Genomic DNA, 22,399 nt, shown 5'->3' on the forward strand with positions numbered 1-22,399 from the left:
GCTACCACTTGCACCGATTATTCGCCCGGGTTGATGTTCGCGTAGAACTCCGCCCCATCATCGAGCCGCAGGATGCCCACGCGACCGAACTCGGAGCCGGTGGCGGCGGCGCAGTCGATGTCGATGCGATCGGGCACGCCGGCGGTATCCTCGCCACCCAGGCGCACAATCTGCCCGCGGCCCGACTCCTCATCGAGCCCCGCCAGGCCGCCAACCTCGCAATAGCGCCCAAGCGACACCGTGGGCGTGTGGCCGCTCACCACGACCGGGCCCTCGCCCTCGGCAGAAAGCAGTCCCGTCGGCGCATCCCAATAGCCGTGACGAATCCACAGCAGGTCATCGGACGACTGCACGGCGAGCATTTGCCGCAGCAGCTCGCTATCGGCATCGACCGCTCCCCTGCCGTCACCGCAATCGACACCATGCTCAAGCAAAAACGCGCGCGCCGCCTCGGTCTGGATGCCGGCATGCACCAGCAGGTACGGGCGCTCCTCGGTCTCGGCCACCGCGTAGAGCGGCAGCGCGGCCATCCATCGCACGAGCTCCTCGTATGCCTCAAATTCCATGTCGTTGAGCTGCTCGCTCGTCGTCCAGCCACCGTTGATATCCCAGGTCTCGGCATCGAGCGGGTCCTGGCCAATGATGGCATCGAGCATGATCTGCTCGTGATTGCCCTTGAGCACGTGGGCGTTGGGCAGCGAGCGCACGAGCTTAATAACGCCGACCGGATCGGGCCCGCGATCGATCATGTCGCCCAGCACGTACAGCGTGTCGTCGGACGTCAACGAGATCTTAGACAGGGCCTCGTCAAGCGCACGCACGTGCCCGTGAGCATCAGATGTCACATAGATCGCCATGGTACGCCTCTCCTTGCATTGCGGTCTAAGCCCGGCGCCGCAACTAAAACTTCAAGTTGAACTTAAACGTTACCCATTGTACTCCGTTGCAATAAAGCTGGAAAGGGTTTCCGAGCAGAGGCAAAGACGGCAGCCGTCTATGACGATATCGCGCACGCCCGTAATCCGCCCCCATAAACCCACCACCTTTGGGTACAAATAACCGCAGACAACTGACCGTGCCACGCCAACCACCCAGGAGCGGACACTATCCATGAACCAGATACTTCTCTTTATCGGCCTCGTCATCATTTTGTGCCTGACCATCAAACCCGTCGGCAAAAAACTCCCCTTCCCCACCCTCCTCATCTTTATTGCGCTCGGCATGCTGCTCGGCGTCAACGGTCCGGCGCACATCGACTTTAGCGACTACGCGCTCACCGAAACCGTCTGCAGCACGGCGCTGCTGTTCATCATGTTCTACGGCGGCTTTAACACCAACATCGACCGTGCCAAACCCGTCGCCGCGCCCGCTGTGCTGCTGAGCACGCTCGGCGTTATCGCCACCGCCGGCATCACTGGCGTGTTCGCACACTTCGCACTGGGCTTCGACTGGATCGGCGGCCTGCTGCTGGGCTCGGTCGTGGCGTCGACCGACGCGGCGAGCGTCTTTAGCGTGCTGCGCGAGCACAACCTGTCGCTAAAGGGCGGCACCGACTCGCTGCTCGAGGTCGAATCGGGCTCCAACGACCCCGTCGCCTACATGCTCACCGCGGTACTCGCCACCCTCGCGGCGGGTGGCAACATCGACATTCCCGTGCTGCTGGCCAAGCAGATCATCCTGGGCGTGGGGCTGGGCCTTGCCATCGGCTGGATATCCAGCCGCCTGATTGAGCGCGCACACGCAACGGCCGAGGGCGCGCAGACTATCTTTTTGTTCGCCGTGGCGATCGTCGCCTACGCACTGCCGAGCTACCTGGGCGGCAACGGCTTTTTGGCCGTATACCTGGCAGGCATTGTGCTGGGCGCGAGCGACATCACCGGCAAGGTCGAGATGGCGCACTTCTTTGACACCCTTACCGAGATGGCCGAGATGACGATCTTCTTCTTGCTCGGCCTGCTCGTCACGCCCGCGCGCCTGCCGCAAATGCTGCTACCCGGCCTGGCGCTCATGGCGTTTATGCTCTTTGCGAGCCGCCCCATCGCCGTCGGTCTGCTGCTGGCGCCCTTTAAGACGAGCCCTCGCCAGGTTGCGCTCGTAAGCTGGGCGGGCTTGCGCGGCGCGGCTTCGGTCGTCTTTAGCCTCTTTGCTGTGGTGGCCGGCGTTCCCGGCGGACACGACCTATTTGACCTGGTGTTTGTGATTGCCGTATCGAGCATTGTGGTGCAGGGTTCGCTACTGCCGGCGGTGGCGAAGAAACTCGATATGATCGATGCGGCCGGCGACGTGCGCCGCACCTTTAACGACTACCACGACGAGGACGGCATGTCGTTTGTAAAGCTCAAGGTGGGCGCTGGCCATCCGTTTGCCGGGCGCTCGCTCGCCGATATTGGCAGCGCGACGGACATGCTCGTGGTCTTGGTGCTGCGCGACGGGGCACACCCGGTACTGCCCAACGGCGATACCGTCATCGAGGAAGGCGACCTTCTGGTGATGGCAGCCCCAACGTTCGAAGAGCGTGCCGAGGTTACGCTGCGCGAGGTCACCGTGACGCCCCACGGTCGCCTGGCCGGTCAGCGCCTGCGCGACGTGCCGCAGGGCAAGCACCCGTTTATCGTGGTGATGCTCAAGCGCGACGGCCAAACCATCATCCCCGATGGCAACACCCTAATATACGCCGGCGACGAAGCCGTCATCGCCACGCTAGCTTCCTAGCAGCCCGTCCCTCTTCAGCTACTAGCTGTCACCCACAGCAAAGTCGCGGAGGTCGAGGCCTTCGCGTTCGGCTCGGGCTAGGAGCTCTTGGGGCGACTCGTCCTCGATATCCATCACGTCGAGCATGGCAGCGGGAAAGCCCACGCCAGCCGCGCTCCCCGCGTAGTCGAGCAAGCCCTCGCGCAGCTGGTCTACATCAACTTCAATCTTCACGGTGAATCCTCCTACCGGGCAATCGCGGCCGGACAAACCGCACGTCCCAACTGATGTGCAATAAACTCCAGATACGGCCATAATAAAATAATGAACATCAGGGAGGTTACGGATGATGGACAAGCTCACTGCCATGACAGAACAAGTCAGAGATTTTTGTGATGCGCACGATTGGCGCAAATATCACACTCCAAAGGAACTTGCCATCGGCATAGCGACAGAGTCCTCCGAACTCCTTCAGCTTTTCCGCTTTATGAGCGACAAGCGCATTGCAGAAATGTTCGATAGCCCTGATCAGCGCCAAGCCATCGAAGACGAAGTTGCCGACACGCTCCTCTTTCTCCTACGTTTCGCCGATCTAAACGGAATCGACCTCCCAAAGGCGCTCTCGTCCAAACTCAAACGCAACGGCGAGCGCTATCCCGTCGACACCAGCTCCAGCGAATACAGAAAGGCGGCCCACCATGAGTAATGAGTTCGCCCTTCGACAATACACGCTTCCCCTCCCCCAACCCTTCGAGGCAAGCGAATCGCTGCAGGACTTTGGCACGCCAAAGCCCGGATTCCACCATGACGAGAGTTGGCCCGTTCTCTATATTCTGACCAACAGTAAAAACAAAACGGCGTACATCGGTCAAACGACCAATTATCGACGCCGCATGAAGCAACACGCCGCAAACGTGGACAAAGACTTCGACCGGACCCTCCTGATTGACAATCCAACCTTCAATCAGTCAGCAACATTTGAGTTTGAGAATCGACTTATCGAGCTGTTCTGCGCTGACGAAAAATACCAGGTAACCAACGCCAACAATGGCTATGCCCAGTTCGATTATTTTGAGCGACCTCAGTATCGCCAGAAGTTCAGAGACCTCTGGACAAAGCTTCGCGAAGAGAACTATGCGATCCACCCCATCGAAGAGCTCGAGAATACCGACCTGTTCAAATTCTCGCCCTTCAAAACGCTCACGCCCGATCAATACGAAACGATTGAGGCGATTTACAGGCGGCTCGAGCAAGAGCATGAAGACATTAAACACGGCGGTCCCAAGAAAGAGCGCGTAACCGTCGTGAACGGCGCGCCGGGAACAGGCAAAACAATCCTCGCCATCAGTCTCATGTTCAAAATCAAAAATGAGCCGAACCTTTCCGGTCTGCGGGTCGGCTTCGTGACGCCCATGGAGTCTCTGAGCAAGACGCTCAAAAAACTCACGCACTTCCTCCCCGGGTTAAAGCCCGGCGATATCCTGAGCCCCAACGACGTCACAAAAAACGATCGGTATGACGTCTTGCTTGTCGACGAGGCGCACCGACTGGGAAACTACTTATCCGCCGGCGCCGGCATCGGAGCTTTCTACAACACATGTGAACGACTCAGCTTGCCGCGCACGAGCAGCCAGGTGGATTGGATTTTCAAATGCTGCGACAAGGCGTACCTGTTCTTTGACCCCAAACAGCAAGTCCGCGCATCGGGACTCAACCGAGATGGCCTTGAGCAGCGACTCAACCAACTCGAAGAAGCCGGCATCGAGACCGAAGAATTCAACTTGAGTACCCAAATGCGCGTGCGTGGCGGCGATGAGTACCTCGATTTTGTCTACGACCTGCTTGATAACAAAGCGTACATGCATGCCGGCATGAAGTTCAAAGCACTCTTTTCATAGGAGCCTTACGATTCGCGAGCCGGGGATCCGGACAGCGATATCCCCAGATACCAGTTTGGAATCGTCGACCGATTTGAGGACTTCTGCTCTCTGCAGCAAACCAAGGAAGAAGAAGTTGGTCTATCCCGCATGATGGCAGGCTTTGCGTGGAAGTGGGAAACGAAGAATAACAAAGATGCGTTCGATATCGTCATCGAGGGCATTCCCAAACGCTGGAACTCAACCCAGAAGGATTGGGTTAACTCCGCCAACGCCGTCAACGAAGTCGGATGCATTCATACGGTACAAGGCTACGACCTCAACTACGGATTCGTAATTCTGGGTCCCGACATTTACTACGATTCGAACAAAGATGCAGTCAACGTTAACAGGGCAAACTTCAAAGATGCCGTTGCCAAGAAAAAGGCAAGCGACGATGATCTGCAAAAGATCATCGTCAACGCCTACTACGTCCTCATGACGCGCGGCATGTTAGGAACGTATCTCTATGTGTGCGACCCCGCGCTCAAAGAGTACCTGTCACGGTATATCCCGGCGATATAGACCTTGCGACCGCCCTCCCCCATGTAACCATCCTGTAAATCATAGCGGCGCACTCGAGTTTTACCGTGATGCGGTCGCGCCTAGCGCTCCACTGTGCTAAAGTATCCCGAACGTTCAAACGACTACGAGGGGGAACTAGAAGATGGCACGTGTGCACAACTTCTCAGCTGGCCCGGCCGCACTGCCCACAAGCGTGCTCGCCGAGATCGCCGACGAGATGATGGACTACCGCGGTTGCGGCATGTCCGTGCTCGAGATGAGCCATCGATCTAGCATGTACCAGCAGATCATCGACGACGCCGAGGCAACCCTACGCCGCCTGCTGAGCATCCCCGACAATTACCGTGTCCTGTTTTTGCAGGGCGGCGCCACGCTGCAGTTTGCGGGCATCCCCATGAACCTCATGCGCCGCGGGCGCGCCGGCTACATCGTGACCGGCAACTTTGCCAACAAGGCGTACAAGGAGGCCGCCAAGTACGGCGAGGCCGTGCTGCTCGCGAGCTCCGAAGACACCAACTTCGACCGCATCCCCGACATGGCCGACATCAACGCGCGTATTGCCGCCGAGGCCACGGGCGACGGGCTCGACTACGTCTACATCTGCCAGAACAACACCATCTTCGGCACCATGTACCACGAGCTGCCCAACTGTGGCGATGTGCCGCTGGTCGCCGATGTCTCGAGCTGCTTTCTGTCGCAGCCGCTCGACGTTGAGCGCTACGGGCTCATTTACGCCGGTGCGCAGAAAAACGCCGGCGCCGCGGGCGTGACCGTGGTCATCGTGCGCGACAACCTGATCGCCGACGACCCGGCCTTTGCGCAGACGCCGCAGTACCTGAACCTTAAGACCCAAGCCGCCAAGGGCTCCATGCTCAACACGCCCAACACCTTTGGCATCTACGTGTGCGGCAAGGTGTTCCATTGGGTTGAACAGACCGGCGGACTTGCCGCCATGGCCGAGCGCAACTGGGCCAAGGCCAACCTGCTCTACGACCTGCTCGAGAACAGCAAACTATTCCACGGCACCGCACAGACAGACAGTCGCTCCATCGCCAACGTCACGTTCCGTACCGGCGATGCCGACCTCGACGCCGCCTTTGTCGCAGGCGCGGCCGAGCACCAGATTCAAAACGTCAAGGGCCATCGCCTCGTCGGCGGCATGCGCGCCAGCGTGTACAACGCCGTCACCATGGAAGACGTGCAGGCACTGGCCTCGTATATGAAGGACTTCGAAGCGCAGCATAGTTTGAGTCCGCGATCTAACTAGCCCGCAACGAGCGGGCCGACCAGCCACTTCAAACCACTTGTTATAAACAAATCCGCTAAGGAGTTTTTCATGCGCAAGATTAAAACCATCGACGACATTACCAAGGACGGCAAAGTCGAATTTGGCGAGGGCTACGAGTTTGTGGGCACCGCCGAGGAGGCCGACGCTATTCTGATGCGCTCCACCGACCTGCACGGCCACGAGCTGCCCGAGGGCATCCGCGCCATCGCCCGCTGCGGCGCCGGCGTCAACAACATCCCCGTCGAGGAGTACGCCAAGAAGGGCGTCGTCGTCTTTAACTCCCCCGGTGCCAACAGCAACGCCGTCAAGGAGCTCGTCCTGGGCATGCTGGTGCTTTCGAGCCGCGGCGTCGTGCAGTCGATGAACTGGGTGCGCAACAACGCCGACGACCCCGAGATTCAGGTCGATGCCGAAAAGGCCAAGAAGGCCTTTGTGGGCCGCGAGCTCAAGGGCAAGCGCATCGGTGTCATCGGTCTGGGCAACGTGGGCTCCAAGGTCGCCAACGCCTGTGTCGACCTGGGCATGGACGTTTACGGCTACGATCCGTTCATTTCCGTCGAGCACGCGTGGGTGCTGAGCCGCGAGGTGCAGCGCGTGGGCACGCTCGAGGATCTGTGCCGCGGCTGCGACTACCTCACCGTGCACGTGCCCAGCAAGGCCGATACCATCGGCATGATCAGCACCGAGCAGATCGACCTGCTGGCCCCGGACGCCGTGCTCATCAACTACGCGCGCGAGACCATCATTGACGAGGACGCCGTCGACGCCGCCCTGCGCGCGGGCAAGCTCAGCTGGTTTAGCTGCGACTTTGCCACGCCCAAGACCGTCAAGATGCCCAACACGTTTATCACCACGCATTCGGGCGCCGGCACCGGCGAGGCCGAGGCCAACTGCGCCGACATGGCCATCAGCGAGCTCAAGGATTACCTGGAAAACGGCAACATCGCGCACAGCGTCAACTACCCCGCCTGCAGCATGGGCAAGGCGCGCGCCGCAAGCCGCATTGCCTGCCTGCATGCCAACGTGCCCAACATGATCGGCCAGATCACGGCCATTCTCGCCAAGGACAACGCCAACGTGCAGCGCATGACCAACGAGTCCGCTGGCGAGAACGCCTACACCATGTTCGACACCGATGAGCACCTGGACGGCAGCACGATCGAGGCACTTAAGCAAATTCCGTCGATGTATCGTGTGCGCGTGATTAAATAGCGCCGGCGCCAATCCTGCCAGACAGACCACGAAGCCCATTCGGCCCCCGTTTTCACGAAACGGGGGCCGATTTTGTTGCTCCGGACGACTTTAAAATGATACCCAGAACAAGTTTTTTCAGATAATCGATAGTGAGGCTCAAGTCGCTAAGCACACCCGCTTTGATAAACAGCTTTATCAGGGACTTTAGTAGGTAAAAATCGATCTCTATGTGCCGAATGTAAGTTGACTGTCCATTTTCCGAAACAACTTATTCTAGATAGCATTTTTAAGGCCCCTCCAAGGCGAAATATAAGTCTTTTTGTGACCAAAACTCTAGTCCGCGCGACCGTTTTCCACCCGCGCGGCTACATTCCTGCCCAATCGATAAAAATCTCCTCACGAAGCCGCCGTTCGAGCTCCTGCTGTCGCGGCGTCTTGTCTTTCAGCGGCACATCGAGATAGGACATGATGAGCTCCATCACCACGCGGAAGGCATCGAAGTCGGCCAGCTGACCATAGGTCATCAGAACGACGGGATATCCCATGGCTTGCAAGGCCGTCGTTCGATCGGAGTCCGAAATCTTGGATTCTATGGATCCGTGAATGGCTTTACCTTGGCATTCAACCAGACACTCTCTGCTGCCGTCCTTATTTGCCAGCAGGATATCGGCATAGCGCCTATCAAGCCCCGAAATCAGGCGGGCACTGCGCGTCAAGCGAATCTCGACGTTATTGGTAAGGCGCAGCCCTTCGCCGCCGCGCAACCTCGTAAGGCCAAACAGCATCGAAGCCTGGACCTCGAGCGGCGATGCCGCCACCCCCGTAATGCATTTCGCGGCACGCGTGAACGATTTAGCGCCGCGGAGCCCCGGGATCTTATCGACGTACTCGGTAAGTTCAGAGAGCTCAATCAAGGGAGGTCGTTTCCACAAGTCTGTTGGATTCCCCGAGGTATCCTTTACGTTTTCCCAGCCCGACCGTGCGTCACCCCACCGGCCCCCGTATGCCTGCTCAAGTGCCGACTTTACCTGAGGCGCAATCTTGCACACGGCAAAGGTGCCGCACATCTCATACATGCACATGATCAGACGCTCGTTTGAGACCGAGGAAGCCAGGGTCAGCAGGGTAAAGAGCGGGGACGCGACATCGAGGCCAAACTCCGTCTGCCGCACGGAATCAAACGGCCTCTCCCCGTTCCAAACATGCCTGACAATGCGATCGCCCTTACGTCCGCAGCTGCCCTGCGCCAACACGTGTAACGGGGTGCCCAGGAAATGCGTGACGAGCGGATGCTCACATAGGTGCTCCCTGCGCGGATCGTCCGCAGAATCGGGCAGGTCCGGCATTATTGCCAAGACCTGTGGAGGTATCCGGTGATACCGAAAGGCAGATATGTCGCACAGCATGTCGTCCATGAAGGGTACGTACCCGCTGCGTCGCTTGTGAACCCGCCCGGACGGCAAACGCGCTGGCTCGGCCTGCGAACGGTAAATACTGCCACGCCCACGTCGCGGATCTCTCAGGAGGCTTACAATCGGTTTGGAAAGCAAACTGATTGTGAGGTTGCATATGGTTGATGAGGATTTTGCCTGGCGGCTTGCGCAGGAGCTTGTGCGGATCGACAGCTCAGACCCGGGCGCGTATGAGGATGAAATTGAGCGCTTCATTAAGAGGCTCATTGAGCAGCAGCTGGCACAACTTGATAGTTCTGCGCTCGATGCCGTGCAGATTGAGGAGCTCGAAGTGCTGCCCGGGCGCCGCAACCTTAAAGTCACCGTGCCGGGCCAAAGCGACGAGCCGCGGCTGATCTATATCTGCCACATGGATACCGTCACCTTGGGCGATGGCTGGGACGCAGACATCGAACCGCTTGGGGCGGTTGTGCGCGACGATAAACTCTATGGCCGCGGTGCCTGCGATATGAAGGGTGGCCTGGCCTGCGCCATTGCCGCACTGGTCCATACGCTCGAGCGCGTGGCGGCGGATGGCGCGCTGCCACGCCGCGGCTTTTCGCTCATCTGCTCGGTCGACGAGGAAGACTTCATGCGCGGCTCAGAGGCCGCGATCGATGCTGGCTGGGTCAGCTCGCGCGAATGGGTGCTGGACACCGAGCCCACCGACGGACAGATCCAGGTGGCGCACAAGGGGCGTACGTGGTTCGAGATTGAAATGGCTGGCGTGACGGCGCATGCGAGCCAGCCTTGGAAGGGCGCGGATGCCGTCGCCGCCATGGCCGAGGTCATGTGTTCGCTTCGTCGCGCGTTTGCGGCGCTGCCCGCGCACGATGAGCTGGGGCCTTCGACCATCACGTTTGGCCAAATCGAGGGCGGATATCGCCCCTACGTCGTACCCGACCGCGCCAAAGTCTGGGTCGACATGCGCCTGACCCCGCCGACCGATACGGCCGCCGCAATCAATATGGTCGAGCATGCCATCGCCGTCGCCGAAGCCGCCGTTCCCGGTTGCCATGGCAGCTACACCGTGACGGGCGACCGCCCCGCCATCGAGCGCGACCCGAACTCTCCCCTTCTAGCAGCGCTCAAGCGTGCCGCCGATGACGTAACGGACGCGGACACGACCGTCGGCTTCTTTACCGGCTACACCGATACCGCCGTCATTGCCGGCAAGACAGGCAACCGCAATTGTATGAGCTACGGCCCCGGCTCGTTGGCGCTCGCACACAAGCCCGACGAGTATGTGCCCCATGCCGATATCGTTCGCTGCCAAAACGTGCTCATCGCGCTTGCCGATAACACGCTCTGGGACGCAAGCGGCCAAGTTGGGGCATAATAAGCCGCGAACAAACCGACTCGCGCGTTAGGACCGCCCATGAAAGCACTTCCGTTTCCCTGCATCCGCCCGGCTCAGGACCGTGTGCTCGAGGCGCTGCCTGCGATGGGCGGTATCCTGAGCGGCAACGACGCCCTGCGCGGCGCCATTGCTGACGGCCTAATGCTCAAGGATCCAGGCGCGGCGTATTACGTGTACGAATGCTCGGGCGAGCCGGGTCGCGCGACGGGTGTCGTGGCGATTTGCCCGGTTAACGTACTGACGGGTAGCGACGAGGCTGCCGCCGAGAGCGTCGACGCACTCGCCGCCGCGCGCGCGATCGCCGAGCTTAAGGTGCAGCCGCGCCCCGTGTCGCTCGCCTACGAGGCGTCGCCCGTCATGGATATCATTTTGAGCGCTGCCAAAGAGGGCGCATCGCTCTACGCCGTCACCGATCCCGCGGGCGTCACACATCGCGTGTGGGAGGTCAAGCGCGAGGACGCCGTTGCCGCCATCCGTGCCATGCTCGATCAGGCGCCCGACCCGGTGTTCGCCGGTGACTCCGCCTATGTCGCCGCACTGGCTGGGGCATCGCAGATTCTGGCCGACGAGGCCCGCGCTGCCGGCGCCTACTCTGGCAAAGAGCCGTTCAACTTTGCTGTAGCCGTGCTGTTCCCCGCCGCGCAGGTCAGCGGCAGCGCGCCGCAGGTTCCGACGGGTCTGCTCACTCACCAGGTCTCACGGTTCTAGCGAACTCAAACGCTAAGCTGGAAAACCCAGCATCCAAACAAACAAGGGGCGGAGATGCAGCAAACGCATGCACCTCCGCCCTTTTCGCATCAAACAATTACGCCGGTAAACCGGGCCGCAACGTCAGCGTTATCCACGCTGCGGACCTGCCGCCGCCACGAGCGGCTCTAGCCCCAGCTCGCGCGCGTAGTCTTCCTGCGTAAAGACTTCGACCAGTTCAAACGTATCGGCCGCATCGTCAAACGCAAAATGCAGCACTGAGCAGTTGCCCGGCACGCGTTCGCGCTCGTCGGCCGCCGCGCCCCGCACGTGGTCCAAAAACTCCTTGATAGCTGAGCCATGACTTACCGCGAGCACGCACGTATGGTCCGGACGCTGCATAAGATCGGTCAGCGTCGCCACCATGCGCGTGCGCACCTGGATCTGGCCCTCGCCGCCAAACTGCCGATAGAAGTCGCGCCACGGGCGCTCGGGCATAAGCATCACGCGCTCGGCCTCAAAGTCGCCAAAGAACCACTCACGCAGGCCGTCCAGGCGCTCGTACGCCAAGCCCGGCCACAAGTTGGCGATAGTCTGCTCGGTGCGATGAAGCGTAGAGGTGTAGGCATGATCGGGCTCAATGCCGCGCGCACGTAAAAACATGCCGGCGCGCGCCGCCTGGTCGCAACCCAACTGCGTAAGCGGCGAGTCACTCCACCCCTGAATGATACGCTTAAGGTTGAATATCGTCTGTCCATGACGGACCAGATACAGATCTTTATTCATAGGGGTCCTTTCGTTCGTTACCAACCCAAGAGCGAAAACGCCCCGTCGCAATAGCCAAAATGAAGCACGGCACCGTTGTCGGGTAGCTCTCCCCCGCCAGTCACATACTCAAGAAACTCCTGGCAGGCTGAGCCGTGGGAAACCGCCAGCACGCAGTCGTGCTGCGGCCGGGCCATAATACGGGACAGCGCCGCGACCATGCGCGACTGAAGCTGCACTTCCGACTCGCCGCCAAAGGCCACCGGATAATCGCCCCAGGGCTGCGGCGGCATCTCGCGATTTGATGTGCCCTCCAGCGAGCCAAAATGCCACTCACGCAGGTCATCGACCAGCTCAATGGAACGGCCCTCGCCAACGATAAGCTCGGCCGTATGCCGCGCCCGGCCCAACGGCGAGGAATACACATGATCAAAGGCCACGCCACGCGCCGCAAACGCCGTACGCGCCGTCAGCGCCTGCTCGCGCCCGCGCGCCGTAAGCGGCGAATCGTGCCAGCCCTGCAAAATGCTCTGCACATTGAGCTCAGTCTGCCCATGCCGCACCAAATACAGATCTGCCACACGCTCTCCCCTCGTACCACCACAAAGGGGACAGGCACCTTTGTGGTGGTTTACCGTCTGATCACGCCGCGGTGACGCTCAGCTACACCAGCACGTCGGCGAGCGGGCGCTTGGGTACGTGGTGCACCTGCGCATCGTCACGCCAGTAATTAATTGAGCCGTCGGGGTTGGAATCGATCGCATCGATCATCTGCGTCTCGGCCGGCACGCCAAAAGCCATGATCAGCTTGAGCTCATACTTGTCGTTATCGAGCCCCATAGCATCGATCGCGTGGGGCGTAAAGGCCTTGAACATGCAGGCTGCCACCTCGGGCGTGGCGCTGCGAGCGGCGAGCATCATCGTCTGCGCGGCAATGCCCGTGTCGACCTCGGTGATGGGCGCGGCGGGCTTACCCGGAACAGCGCGCTCGGCAAGAATCGCGATGTAGCCGGTCGGACGCTCGCCCTCGGCAGGACCCGACCAATCCTTAAGCGCGCCGGCCCATGCAAGCTCATCAAATACACGCGCGCAATCCTCGGCACCGCTCACCACATGAAAACGCAGACGCTGAGCATTGGCGCCGCAGGGAGCCAGGTGCGCCAGTTCCGCCAGCTCGAGCAAAAACTCGCGCGGCACGCGCATGGACTCGTCAAAACGGCGGCACGTACGGGCGCGGCGGACCAGCGCGTCAAACGTGTCCAGGCCAAGCTTTTCGCAACCCTGCTTTGCCATCGACTCGGCGCTTACCGGCGCCGCGGGAACAGCTTCGTTCATAAGACCCCCAATAAAAGCCAATTGTTCTTAAGAAAATCTAACCTAAAACGTAGGCAATTACACACAGCGGCGCAATGTTCCACACCTGTTGAATATTCCGCATCCAAACGGGAACAAAGGTAACAATTCGGGAAGATGAGGCTCCCATTCGCCCTTCCCGCCCCACGCGACGGCGCCCTTGGGCGATACTGGTTGCAAGAGCTACGGCTTACGCCGCACGGAAAGGAGACATCATGGGCATCTTTAAGAACGATGACAAGCAATCGAGCGCGTTTGGATTTGACGAGAAAAGCATGGCAGGCAAGGCCGTCAAGGCCGTGCGCTGGATTTACGCCATCACGGGCGTCTTGGCGCTCGTCGCCGGCATCGCACTGCTGTTTGCGCCCGCCAAATCCCTCGTCTTCCTGACGACCGTCTTGGGCATCTACTTTGTGATCACGGCCGCGATCAGGCTGTTTACCGCTGTTTTCGAGCCGCTGCTGCCCACCGGCTGGCGCGTTACGAGCATCATCTCCAACCTGCTCATCATTCTGGGCGGCGTCATAATCCTGCGCAACCAGGCCTTCTCGACCGCGACGCTCACCACGCTCGTGGTGGTCGTCGCCGGCTTTGGCTGGATCGTCGAGGGCGTCATGTCGATTCTGGAGTCCGAGCTTTCGTCCAACCGCGCCCTCGCTATCCTGAGCGGCGCACTTTCCATCATCGCCGGCATGTTCGTGTTTATCTATCCGCTGTGGTCGGCCAAGATGCTCGTCATCTTTAGCGGTGCCGCGCTGCTGGTGTTTGGCGTGACGCTCATTGTTCGCGCCATTCAGTTTGGCAAACTGGTGCGCTAGATGCCAAAGACGCTCTTTATTGATGCCGACGCCTGCCCGGTCACGCGCGAGTCGATTGACTGCGCGCGGCGGGCGGGCGTCGCCGTTGTTATCGCCGGCAACAGCACGCAAAACCTGGAACGGCACATTCGCCGCGACGACCCGCGCGATGCCGAGCACGCGCGACGCGGCTTTTGGGTCACGACGCTCGACGTGAGCGTGGGCGCCGACAGCGCCGACTTTGCCATTGTCGAACGCCTGCAGGCGGGCGACGTGGTCGTGACGCAGGACATTGGCTTGGCGAGCATGGTGCTCGGGCGCGATGCCGCCGCCATCGGTGTGCGCGGGCGCGTGTACGACAAGGCGACTATCGACATGCAGCTGTTTATTCGCCACGAGGAAAAGAAGGTACGCCGCGCCGGCGGACGCACTCGCGGTCCGGCAGCATTTACCAGCGAAGACCGCGCCCGCTTTAAACGCAACCTCACCGAGTTGCTGCACTAACCAAGGTAGATTTTTGAGACATGCCTAAAATCTACCTTTTTGTTTTGAGCGGTGTGAGCGCTCGGAATCCATGGCTCAACAAAAAACGGGCTTCAAAATGCCATGCGTCGCCGCATTGCGCAGGCGCTGAGCATGGCTATTTGAAGCCCATTTTTTAGGCCTACTTAGAGGCCAACGGCGGAGAGGATGAGGCCCCAGCCAGCGCCGATGACGTACATCATGATCAGGAACACGGCATTTTCGCGGGCGCTGCGGTTGGTGCGGAACAGCACCAGATAACCCACGCCGGCGGAAATGAGCGTGCCGGCGAGCATCGGCGCCAGTTGCAGCGCGCCTTCCAGATACAGCTGTGTAATGACCACGCTCGCCGAGCAATTGGGAATCAGCCCGACAAGCGCCGAACCCAGGACAGCGAGTGTCTCGTTGCCGCGCAGGAACTGCTCGATCGCGGACTCGCCGAACGTCTCGAGCACGGCGACCAGAATCAGCGTCACCAGAAAAATGAATACCGAGACCTGCACGGTGTGCGAGATCGCACTGCGGATGATCGACAGGACAGGCGTCCCTTCGTGGGAGTGAGAGTGACCGTGACCATCATGGTGTTCATGTTCGCCCTCATGACCGTGATCGTGGCCATGTCCGTGTTCGTGCTCGTCCTCGTCTTCATCACAACCGCAATGGTCGCGCTCGCACAGCTCGTGGATGTGGTCGGCGCTCACGCCTGCCTCGGCCACCTCGTCGATGATGTCACCGCCGCTGTGGTCGTCGTGCGCGCAGTTCACGTGGGCCGGGTTGGCCGCGGTTCCCAGCACGGTACGGCGAATCGCCGCGTGCGCGCGGGCGTTACGGCGCAGGCCGCGAATGGCAGCGTCCACGATAAAACCCGTGACCAGTGCGATCAGCGCTTTCGAAGCCAAAAGCATCGCCATAGTCTGCACGGGAACCTGCTCGGCAAGCAACAGCGGCAGCATCTCATCGGAGGTCGAAAGGAACACCGCCACCAACGTGCCCAAGGTCACGACACGGCCGGCGTACAGCGTTGCTGCCATGGCCGAAAATCCGCACTGCGGCACAATGCCCAGCAGCGAGCCAACCACGGGACCCGCAGCGCCGGCGCGCTTGATAGCGCCGTTGACGCGGTCGCCCGCAACGTGCTCAAGTGTCTCGAGAGCAAGATACGTCACCAACAAAAACGGCACCAGCGACAGCGTGTCCTTGCCGGCGTCGAGCAGAATATCAATCAGTAAATCCATGACGGATGGAACCTTTCGTGTCTTTCGGCAGCATTGTAAAAGTCCTAGCGGTCAACTAGGGTATTGTAGTTGTCCCGGGCGCGGTGCCAATAGTTGCCTATGGTAAACTATCATCTCGCCATAACTCAGTAACCTCGAGCCGCACAACGCGGCCCGTCCAAGGAGTAGCATATGAACGTATCGCAAGCACTCGAATACGAGCGCCAGCCGTTTATCCCCATGTTTATCTACGGCGATCACGGCGCCATGGAGTCCGAGCGCCAGAAGGGCGAAGAGGCCCTCAAGGTGCTCGAGACCGAGTACTTTACCGCCGAGGGCGACCCCGGCTTCGACTTTGCCACCGTGCGCGACCTGGCCGACCGCAACCGCGACCTGTGCGACCAGATTGGCGAGGCGCGTCTGCGCAACGTGACGCCCGCGACGCTCTCGCGCGGCCTGTCCGATGCTGACACCTGCGCCGCCATCGGCAAGATGCAAAAGCGCACTGCCGCGTCCGTTATGCGCGAAATCCGCGGCGACCGCGACGCGCTCGGCGTGGCCTACGCCCGCAAACCCATCCAGGGCACCGTGCTCGGTATCGACATCGAGACCACCGGCCGTGCACCCGAGCGCGGCTATATCATCAACGTGGGCTGGGAGATCATGGAGCTCACCAGCGACGCCGTCCCGCACGACGCCGAGGCACACTACTGCGGCCTGCCCGACATCTACCGCGGCGAGGATGTACCGCTGTCGAATATCCACCACATCACCTGGGACGACATCGACGGCAAAACGCCCTTCCGCGAGAACAAGGAGCTGCAAAAGCAGCTGCTCAAGCTTATGAAGAAGTACCCGTACATGGCGCATAACGCCGCCTTTGAGGACAGCTGGTTCAAGATTCACCTGGACGGTTACGCCGAGGCACGCCGCGCGGGTAAGATCATCGTCATCGACTCGCGCCAGATCTGCCGCAGCCTGGACGCCGACGCGCGCTCGCTCCCCCGCGAGTCCGCCCCCGCCGCGCTCGAGAACTGGGCACGCCGTCGCGGCACCCTCGCGCCCGACGCCAACGAGCAGCATCTGGGTCTGGACGACACCGACCTCATGCTCCGCACGGTACAGGCCGAGTTCAACCTCAAGAACCTATTCGCGAAATAGCAACGCCTGCGACAAACACTACTTGCTCACGAGCGGCCTCGCAGTGGGAAACACCGCAGCGGGGCCGCCCTACGTTCCACAGATAGATCTGCCATCACAAATTCTGAACCCTCATTTTGAACGATTTCGGCCAATTCCCGACACGTAATTCGTTGTCGGATGGTGATGCATCGATATCAAATGTGCAGCAATTGAGTTTTTATATGCTATAGCTAAGCTGCGATAACATTGATTTTAGGCGTGCCAACCCATAATTGCGTCAAGCTTTTGGACAGCATTTGGTTAGGCCCCTAAAACGACTTTCCCACTCAGCGCCATCAACACGGCATTAGCTGACACGATATATACCATGAGTATCGTATTGTCACATACCACTGCAAAAGCGGTCTACCAGGCCGCGCATTCGGCGTCTGCGAAAGACACCGAGCCCTGTAACCCTGCTGCGATTTATGGATCATGTCCCACCGGAACGCTCCTTGACGCAGCCGCAGAATGGCTCACCAAACACGATGTTTCTCTCGACGCAAATGATTGCCTCGAGGTAATGGTGTTTGATCGCAGGAATGCGCGCTATGCACTGAACTGTCAATGCCACGTTTCGTCAAAACGATTCTCGAACTCACGCTTTATAGAGCTCAAAGATGGCATCTTTATTGTTGGCGTTGAGCTTTGCGCACTTCAGGCCGCCACCTATCTCCCTTTTCGCGAACTGGTGGAGTACTACTTTGAATTGTGCGGCGTTTACTCCCTTGGAACCGACTCTTCCACCTCCTATATCGAGCGTTTCGCGCTCACCTCGACCGAGAGGTTAAAACAGTTCTTTAATTCCATTACCAGATGCGACGGTCTGGCCCTTGCCCGAAAGGCGATCCAATATGTGCGCGACGGATGCCGGTCTCCTATGGAAACGGCCTTTGTCATGATGCTAACGCTGCCCAAAAGCGAAGGAGGGCTTGGTATTAAGGGAATTGAGACCGATTACGAGGTGCAGGTCACCGCTGCCGCAAAGAATCTCACGAGACGCAATAAGTTCTTTATGGATGCGTATCTAAAGAAATCTCGCGCAGACATTGAATACAACGGGTTTTATCATGACGCGGAAGAAGACCGCGCCATCGATGAGGAGCGCAAGAATGCGCTTGCGTCCATGGGATACGGAATCATCACCGTCAGTCGTTATTCCTTTATGCATGCCAGCGCTTTCGTTAGGGTCATGGAGGCGATCCAACGGAAAGAGGGCATACGCCCCTCGCGTCTGCCAAAAGACTTTCAAATCATGCAAGAGGACCTGAGACAGTTTGTGCTCAGAAGGTTTATAGAAGAGAAAAAGCGAATTCAGAAGCAGCTTCGCCAGGATTCCGAAGATCGTCAACGAATCGACCTCGAAAAAGCAACACTCGAAGGTATCGCGCTGGATGACCCGACAATAAATGAAGTTCCGGCAATCGATGACATGCAGACTGTCGAATCCGACAGCCCATCATTTGCCCAAATAAGCAGCCTCGCGCCCGAGGGCAGAATCTTCGGGGCCGGAAGCTAGACCGACTAACAAGGTGGGTACCCTAGCGATGTGCAAAATTGCGAGTATTCAGCAGGGTCGGCCCTCCAGCACCCACAAGTTAATCCAAATGAGAAACAAAAACGCTATCGAACGGGAACGTTAGGCAACATTTGAGGAAGACCTTGTCTGTTTACCGCCCTTGGATAACTCTTGAGCGGCTTTATTTGGCCTGGAATAGATTAACGGACCCCCTATAGTTGCAGAATACTCCAATTTTTGCACGGCGCGGGGGCACCCACCCCGGCATCGGCTATCAAAACCGCTCAGTCCGGAATCTCGTCCACTATTCCCCATCATTTTGTGCGACGAATTACCTGAACATCATTGACATATGAACATGCGCTCATATAATCGGAAGTAAGTTATATGAGCGCATGTTCATATGAAAGGATATTGCAATGAGCATCCGCGTTGATGAAACGAAACCCGACATCGAGGCCACCGAGCCGATCGTCCCCACCACCTGCTCGCCCGAGGACCTTCCCGACGAGGAGCTTCTCTACGACCTTGCCGACCTGTTCAAGGTCTTCAGCGACACCACGCGCATCAAGATTCTCTATGCCCTCATGGGCCGCGAGCTCTGCGTGGCTGACATCGCCGAAGCGACCGCGACCTCGCAGTCTGCGGTGTCGCACCAGCTGCGCACGCTTAAGCAGTCGCACCTGGTCAAGTTCCGCCGCGACGGCCGCAACATTCTCTACTCGCTCGCCGACGATCACGTCTACACCATGCTCAACCAGGGCATGAGCCATATCTGCGAATAGCGATCAACCACGGTATCAGCGCGGCCGGCACCCAGACCGCTAACACAGGGAAAGGAACCCACCATGAAAAAGCAGTTTAAGCTCGACGAGATCGATTGCGCCAACTGCGCGCGTGAACTTCAGGACGAGCTGGCTAAGCTCGATGGCGTCAAGTCCGTTTCGGTCAACTTTATGACCCAGAAGCTGACGCTCGAGGCCGACGACGCCGAGTTCGACGAGGTCCTGGACCGCGTCGTTGAGTTCACCGCCGACGCCGAGCCGGACTGCGAGATCATTCTCTAACCCGCGCATACGTTGACCTGCGAGGCCGCGCTTGCCGCGGCCTTTTCTCGCGAAATTATATGAGCGAGTGTTCATACACTCAAATGAGAGGTTTGAATCATGACAGCCGCCGATCCCAAAAAGAATAAGAAGAAGCGCAAGAAGAAAGAGTCCCTTGAGCATAAGCGCAACCGCATCCTGGTAGCACTGGGCATTTTTGCCGTGGTGTACGCCCTCGATGAGCTCGGCACCCTCACCGCCGCATTCGGCACCCCGGGCGACATCTACGCCAGCTTTGTGCTGTTCCTCGTGCCGTTTTTGATTGCCGGCTACGACGTACTGCAAAAGGCATTCAATAACGTCCGCCGCGGCAAGGCCTTCGACGAGAGCTTCCTCATGGCCGTCGCGACCATCGGCGCGTTTGCCATGGTGCTCTTCCCCGATACCGACCCGCACATGGCCGAAGGCGCTGCCGTCATGCTGTTCTACCAGGTCGGCGAGCTGTTCCAGGCATACGCCGTGGGCAAGAGCCGCAAGTCGATCAGTGCCATGATGGACATCGCGCCCGACTACGCTAACGTCGAGCAAGCCGACGGCACACTCGAACAGGTCTTTCCCGATGACATCGCCGTCGGCACCGTGATCGTGGTCAAGCCCGGCGAGCGCGTGCCTATCGACGGCGTCATCGTCGAGGGCGAAACCCAGCTCGACACCGCCGCACTCACGGGCGAGTCGGTCCCCCGCCCGGCCAAGACCGGCGACGATATCATCAGCGGTTGCATCAACATGACGGGCCTCATCCACGTGCGCACCACCAAGCCCTTTGGCGAGTCAACCGTCGCGCGTGTTCTGGAGCTCGTGGAGAATGCCAGCGAAAAGAAGGCGCGCACCGAGAACTTCATCACGCGCTTTGCCCGCGTCTACACCCCCGCCGTCACTGGCGCTGCCGCGGTGCTCGCGCTTGGCGGCGGCCTGGTGACTGGCGCTTGGTCCGATTGGATCCTGCGCGGCCTGACCTTCCTGGTCGTCAGCTGCCCGTGCGCCCTCGTGATCAGCGTACCGTTGAGTTTCTTTGGCGGCATCGGCGGCGCGTCCAAGCTGGGCGTTCTCATCAAGGGCTCCAACTACCTCGAGACGCTCGCCGACGTGGACACCATCGTCTTCGACAAAACGGGCACCCTCACCAACGGCACGTTCTCAGTCGTCGCGGTGCACCCCGAGGCTGGCTATACCGAGCAGTCGCTGCTCGAAGTCGCAGCCCTTGCTGAGTCGTTCTCCGATCACCCCATCGCGCAGTCCGTGCGCGACGCCTACCAGGGCGAGGTCGACCCCAAGCGCGTGAGCGACTCCGCCAACGACGCGGGCCACGGCGTGACGGCAACCATCGACGGCAAGCACGTCGTCGTTGGCAACGCCAAAATGCTCGCCGCGGCCGGCGTTGAAGCACCGGACTGTGAGGTTGTCGGCACGATCCTCCACGTGCTCGTTGACAGCGTGTACGCCGGCCACATCGTGATTGCAGACACCGTTAAGGCCGATGCGGAGCAAACGATTCGCGACCTGCATGCCGCCGGTATCAACCGCACCGTCATGCTCACGGGCGACCGCGAGGAGGTTGCAGCGTCTGTGGCCAAGCAACTCGGTCTCGACGAGTTCCACGCGCAGCTCCTGCCGGGCGACAAGGTCGAGCGCGTTGAGGCGCTACTCGCGGCCGAAAGTGGCAAGGGCAAGCTCGCCTTTGTCGGCGACGGTATCAACGACGCTCCTGTGCTTACGCGCGCCGATGTGGGCATTGCCATGGGCGCCATGGGCTCCGACGCCGCGATCGAGGCCGCCGACGTGGTGCTGATGGACGACAAGCCGTCCAACATTTCCCGCGCGATCCGCGTGGCGCGCAAGACCATGTCGATTGTTTGGCAGAACATAATCTTTGCGCTGGGCATTAAGCTGCTGATCCTTGTGCTGGCAGCGCTGGGTATCGCCAATATGTGGCTTGCCGTCTTTGGCGACGTAGGCGTGGCGATCATCGCTATCCTGAACGCCATGCGCGCGATGGGTGTCAAGAACCTGTAGCGCCTGTGGTCCCTCCGGCCGGGACCGGGCTTGGTTTTGAAAACGTCCTCGACCAATGAAGCGCCCCCGTTCTGCTCCTTCGGAGCTACGAACGGGGGCGCTTCTGGTCTGCGGAGTGTTTTCAAAAACCAAGCCCGGTCCCGGCCTGCGGTAACGTTGCTGGCGGTTCTTGGGCATCGCTTGCTGGCGGGGTTCCTTGTCTGAGTTGGACTTGGTTGGCGGGGCTACTGGTCCCGGTCGCTGTCCCGTCCCAGCATCGCCCTCAGCTTCTCAAAGCTTTCCTCGCTCAGGCAGTGCTCCATGTGGCAGCCCTCTTGCGACGCGACCTCAGCCGAAACACCCGCATCCTCCAGCAGCCCCACGAAAAAGCAGTGGCGCTCCCACATTTGACGGGCAACCTCAAGACCGCGTTCCGTCAGATGCACGTCGCGTTTGCCCATCTCCACGTAGCCGGTGCTCTCCAAGGCCGCCATGGCTTTAGAGACGCTTGCTTTGGTTACGCCCAAGTATTCGGCAACGTCGATCGAGCGCACGATGCCCTGACGTTCCGATAGGACGTAGATCGATTCGAGATAGTCTTCTCCGGATTCACGTAGGGCCATGGGCCGCCTTTCGCGATGATTGCTAGTTAGCCTTTGGATACTTTTGCTTGATTTACTTTACCGCAAAAGTTGCCCATGTCTTACTACTTTGCCTAAAAGTTAGCCGTGTTTCACAAAACATGCGGGACGAAAACAAAATGGGGACGCCCCGCAAGGAGTGTCCCCAGCTGCCGGCAGAGACGATATGAGCAGGACATAAAAACATTGAGAGCCC

The 22,399-nt window shown here is 59.6% G+C and carries 21 protein-coding genes and 1 pseudogene; 14 read left to right on the forward strand and 8 right to left on the reverse strand.

All coding sequences use genetic code 11. From position 1 onward, the window contains the following. Positions 1-17 precede the first annotated feature (17 nt). Positions 18-857 carry a metallophosphoesterase family protein gene (locus tag DXD24_RS05670; protein WP_055252016.1) on the reverse strand — a complete coding sequence of 280 codons (840 nt, stop codon included), beginning with the start codon at positions 855-857 and terminating at the stop codon, positions 18-20. A 253-nt stretch (positions 858-1,110) separates the two neighbouring features. On the opposite strand from DXD24_RS05670, the gene DXD24_RS05675 reads away from it, so the two are divergent. Next, positions 1,111-2,712, forward strand: a complete 1,602-nt coding sequence (locus DXD24_RS05675; protein ID WP_117563970.1) for a potassium/proton antiporter — start codon at positions 1,111-1,113, stop codon at positions 2,710-2,712. A gap of 21 nt (positions 2,713-2,733) precedes the next feature. Here DXD24_RS05675 and DXD24_RS05680 read toward each other — a convergent pair whose 3' ends face one another. Beyond that, on the reverse strand, positions 2,734-2,925 hold the full coding sequence (locus tag DXD24_RS05680) for a hypothetical protein (RefSeq protein ID WP_117563971.1): 192 nt from the start codon (positions 2,923-2,925) through the stop codon (positions 2,734-2,736). 112 nt (positions 2,926-3,037) lie between these two features. Here DXD24_RS05680 and DXD24_RS05685 point away from each other — a divergent pair, with 112 nt between their 5' ends. The 4 genes and pseudogenes from DXD24_RS05685 (at position 3,038) to DXD24_RS05705 (ending at position 7,632) form a co-directional block, all read left to right on the forward strand. After that, entirely contained in the window at positions 3,038-3,397 is a 360-nt protein-coding gene (locus DXD24_RS05685; RefSeq protein WP_199407885.1) for a nucleotide pyrophosphohydrolase, read from the forward strand. Continuing rightward, positions 3,390-5,132, forward strand: a pseudogene (locus tag DXD24_RS05690) (DNA/RNA helicase domain-containing protein). The gene DXD24_RS05685 and the pseudogene DXD24_RS05690 overlap by 8 nt, the downstream one beginning before the upstream one ends. Positions 5,133-5,274: 142 nt before the next feature. Beyond that, the gene (gene serC, locus DXD24_RS05700) at positions 5,275-6,399 is read left to right on the forward strand and encodes a 3-phosphoserine/phosphohydroxythreonine transaminase (RefSeq protein WP_117563974.1); all 1,125 of its coding nucleotides are present in this window, start codon (positions 5,275-5,277) and stop codon (positions 6,397-6,399) included. A 69-nt stretch (positions 6,400-6,468) separates the two neighbouring features. Next, the gene (locus tag DXD24_RS05705) at positions 6,469-7,632 is read left to right on the forward strand and encodes a phosphoglycerate dehydrogenase (RefSeq protein ID WP_117563975.1); all 1,164 of its coding nucleotides are present in this window, start codon (positions 6,469-6,471) and stop codon (positions 7,630-7,632) included. 347 nt (positions 7,633-7,979) lie between these two features. On the opposite strand, the gene DXD24_RS05710 is transcribed toward DXD24_RS05705, so the two are convergent. Further along, positions 7,980-9,029: a hypothetical protein gene (locus DXD24_RS05710; protein ID WP_117563976.1), complete on the reverse strand. Its 1,050-nt coding sequence runs from the start codon at positions 9,027-9,029 to the stop codon at positions 7,980-7,982. Positions 9,030-9,183: 154 nt separating this feature from the next. Here DXD24_RS05710 and DXD24_RS05715 point away from each other — a divergent pair, with 154 nt between their 5' ends. Together DXD24_RS05715 and DXD24_RS05720 are read left to right on the forward strand one after the other, a co-directional pair. Beyond that, the gene (locus tag DXD24_RS05715; protein WP_117563977.1) at positions 9,184-10,404 is read left to right on the forward strand and encodes a M20 family metallopeptidase; all 1,221 of its coding nucleotides are present in this window, start codon (positions 9,184-9,186) and stop codon (positions 10,402-10,404) included. 39 nt (positions 10,405-10,443) lie between these two features. Next, the gene (locus DXD24_RS05720; protein WP_117563978.1) at positions 10,444-11,133 is read left to right on the forward strand and encodes a DUF1015 family protein; all 690 of its coding nucleotides are present in this window, start codon (positions 10,444-10,446) and stop codon (positions 11,131-11,133) included. 129 nt (positions 11,134-11,262) lie between these two features. Here DXD24_RS05720 and DXD24_RS05725 read toward each other — a convergent pair whose 3' ends face one another. The 3 genes from DXD24_RS05725 to DXD24_RS05735 all read right to left on the reverse strand — a co-directional run bounded on the left by DXD24_RS05725 (position 11,263) and on the right by DXD24_RS05735 (position 13,212). Beyond that, a complete protein-coding gene (locus DXD24_RS05725; RefSeq protein WP_117563979.1) occupies positions 11,263-11,898 on the reverse strand; it encodes a histidine phosphatase family protein in 636 nt (211 codons plus the stop codon). 17 nt (positions 11,899-11,915) lie between these two features. Beyond that, the gene (locus DXD24_RS05730; RefSeq protein WP_055252053.1) at positions 11,916-12,458 is read right to left on the reverse strand and encodes a histidine phosphatase family protein; all 543 of its coding nucleotides are present in this window, start codon (positions 12,456-12,458) and stop codon (positions 11,916-11,918) included. A gap of 82 nt (positions 12,459-12,540) precedes the next feature. Beyond that, positions 12,541-13,212, reverse strand: coding sequence for a nitroreductase family protein (locus DXD24_RS05735; RefSeq protein WP_117563980.1), 672 nt, complete (start codon positions 13,210-13,212; stop codon positions 12,541-12,543). Between the two features lie 233 nt (positions 13,213-13,445). Here DXD24_RS05735 and DXD24_RS05740 point away from each other — a divergent pair, with 233 nt between their 5' ends. Then, on the forward strand, positions 13,446-14,048 hold the full coding sequence (locus DXD24_RS05740) for an HdeD family acid-resistance protein (RefSeq protein WP_117563981.1): 603 nt from the start codon (positions 13,446-13,448) through the stop codon (positions 14,046-14,048). Further along, a complete protein-coding gene (locus DXD24_RS05745; protein ID WP_117563982.1) occupies positions 14,049-14,531 on the forward strand; it encodes a DUF188 domain-containing protein in 483 nt (160 codons plus the stop codon). A 164-nt stretch (positions 14,532-14,695) separates the two neighbouring features. Here the strand turns inward: DXD24_RS05745 and DXD24_RS05750 are convergent, their stop codons facing one another. After that, a complete protein-coding gene (locus DXD24_RS05750; RefSeq protein WP_117563983.1) occupies positions 14,696-15,784 on the reverse strand; it encodes a putative manganese transporter in 1,089 nt (362 codons plus the stop codon). 171 nt (positions 15,785-15,955) lie between these two features. Here DXD24_RS05750 and DXD24_RS05755 point away from each other — a divergent pair, with 171 nt between their 5' ends. The 5 genes from DXD24_RS05755 (at position 15,956) to DXD24_RS05775 (ending at position 21,583) form a co-directional block, all read left to right on the forward strand. Then, a complete protein-coding gene (locus DXD24_RS05755) occupies positions 15,956-16,924 on the forward strand; it encodes a 3'-5' exonuclease (RefSeq protein ID WP_117563984.1) in 969 nt (322 codons plus the stop codon). 349 nt (positions 16,925-17,273) lie between these two features. Continuing rightward, on the forward strand, positions 17,274-18,464 hold the full coding sequence (locus DXD24_RS05760) for a hypothetical protein (protein ID WP_117563985.1): 1,191 nt from the start codon (positions 17,274-17,276) through the stop codon (positions 18,462-18,464). Positions 18,465-18,883: 419 nt separating this feature from the next. Continuing rightward, entirely contained in the window at positions 18,884-19,249 is a 366-nt protein-coding gene (locus DXD24_RS05765; protein WP_117563986.1) for a helix-turn-helix transcriptional regulator, read from the forward strand. A gap of 63 nt (positions 19,250-19,312) precedes the next feature. Beyond that, positions 19,313-19,531, forward strand: a complete 219-nt coding sequence (locus tag DXD24_RS05770; protein ID WP_006235433.1) for a cation transporter — start codon at positions 19,313-19,315, stop codon at positions 19,529-19,531. Between the two features lie 99 nt (positions 19,532-19,630). Then, complete coding sequence (locus tag DXD24_RS05775) at positions 19,631-21,583, forward strand: heavy metal translocating P-type ATPase (RefSeq protein WP_233502340.1); 1,953 nt, start codon at positions 19,631-19,633, stop codon at positions 21,581-21,583. Between the two features lie 224 nt (positions 21,584-21,807). On the opposite strand, the gene DXD24_RS05780 is transcribed toward DXD24_RS05775, so the two are convergent. Next, a complete protein-coding gene (locus DXD24_RS05780; protein WP_089572084.1) occupies positions 21,808-22,185 on the reverse strand; it encodes a metal-dependent transcriptional regulator in 378 nt (125 codons plus the stop codon). Positions 22,186-22,399 lie beyond the last annotated feature (214 nt).

It is taken from the genome of Collinsella sp. TF12-2AT (assembly GCF_003436735.1).
Classification (GTDB): domain Bacteria; phylum Actinomycetota; class Coriobacteriia; order Coriobacteriales; family Coriobacteriaceae; genus Collinsella.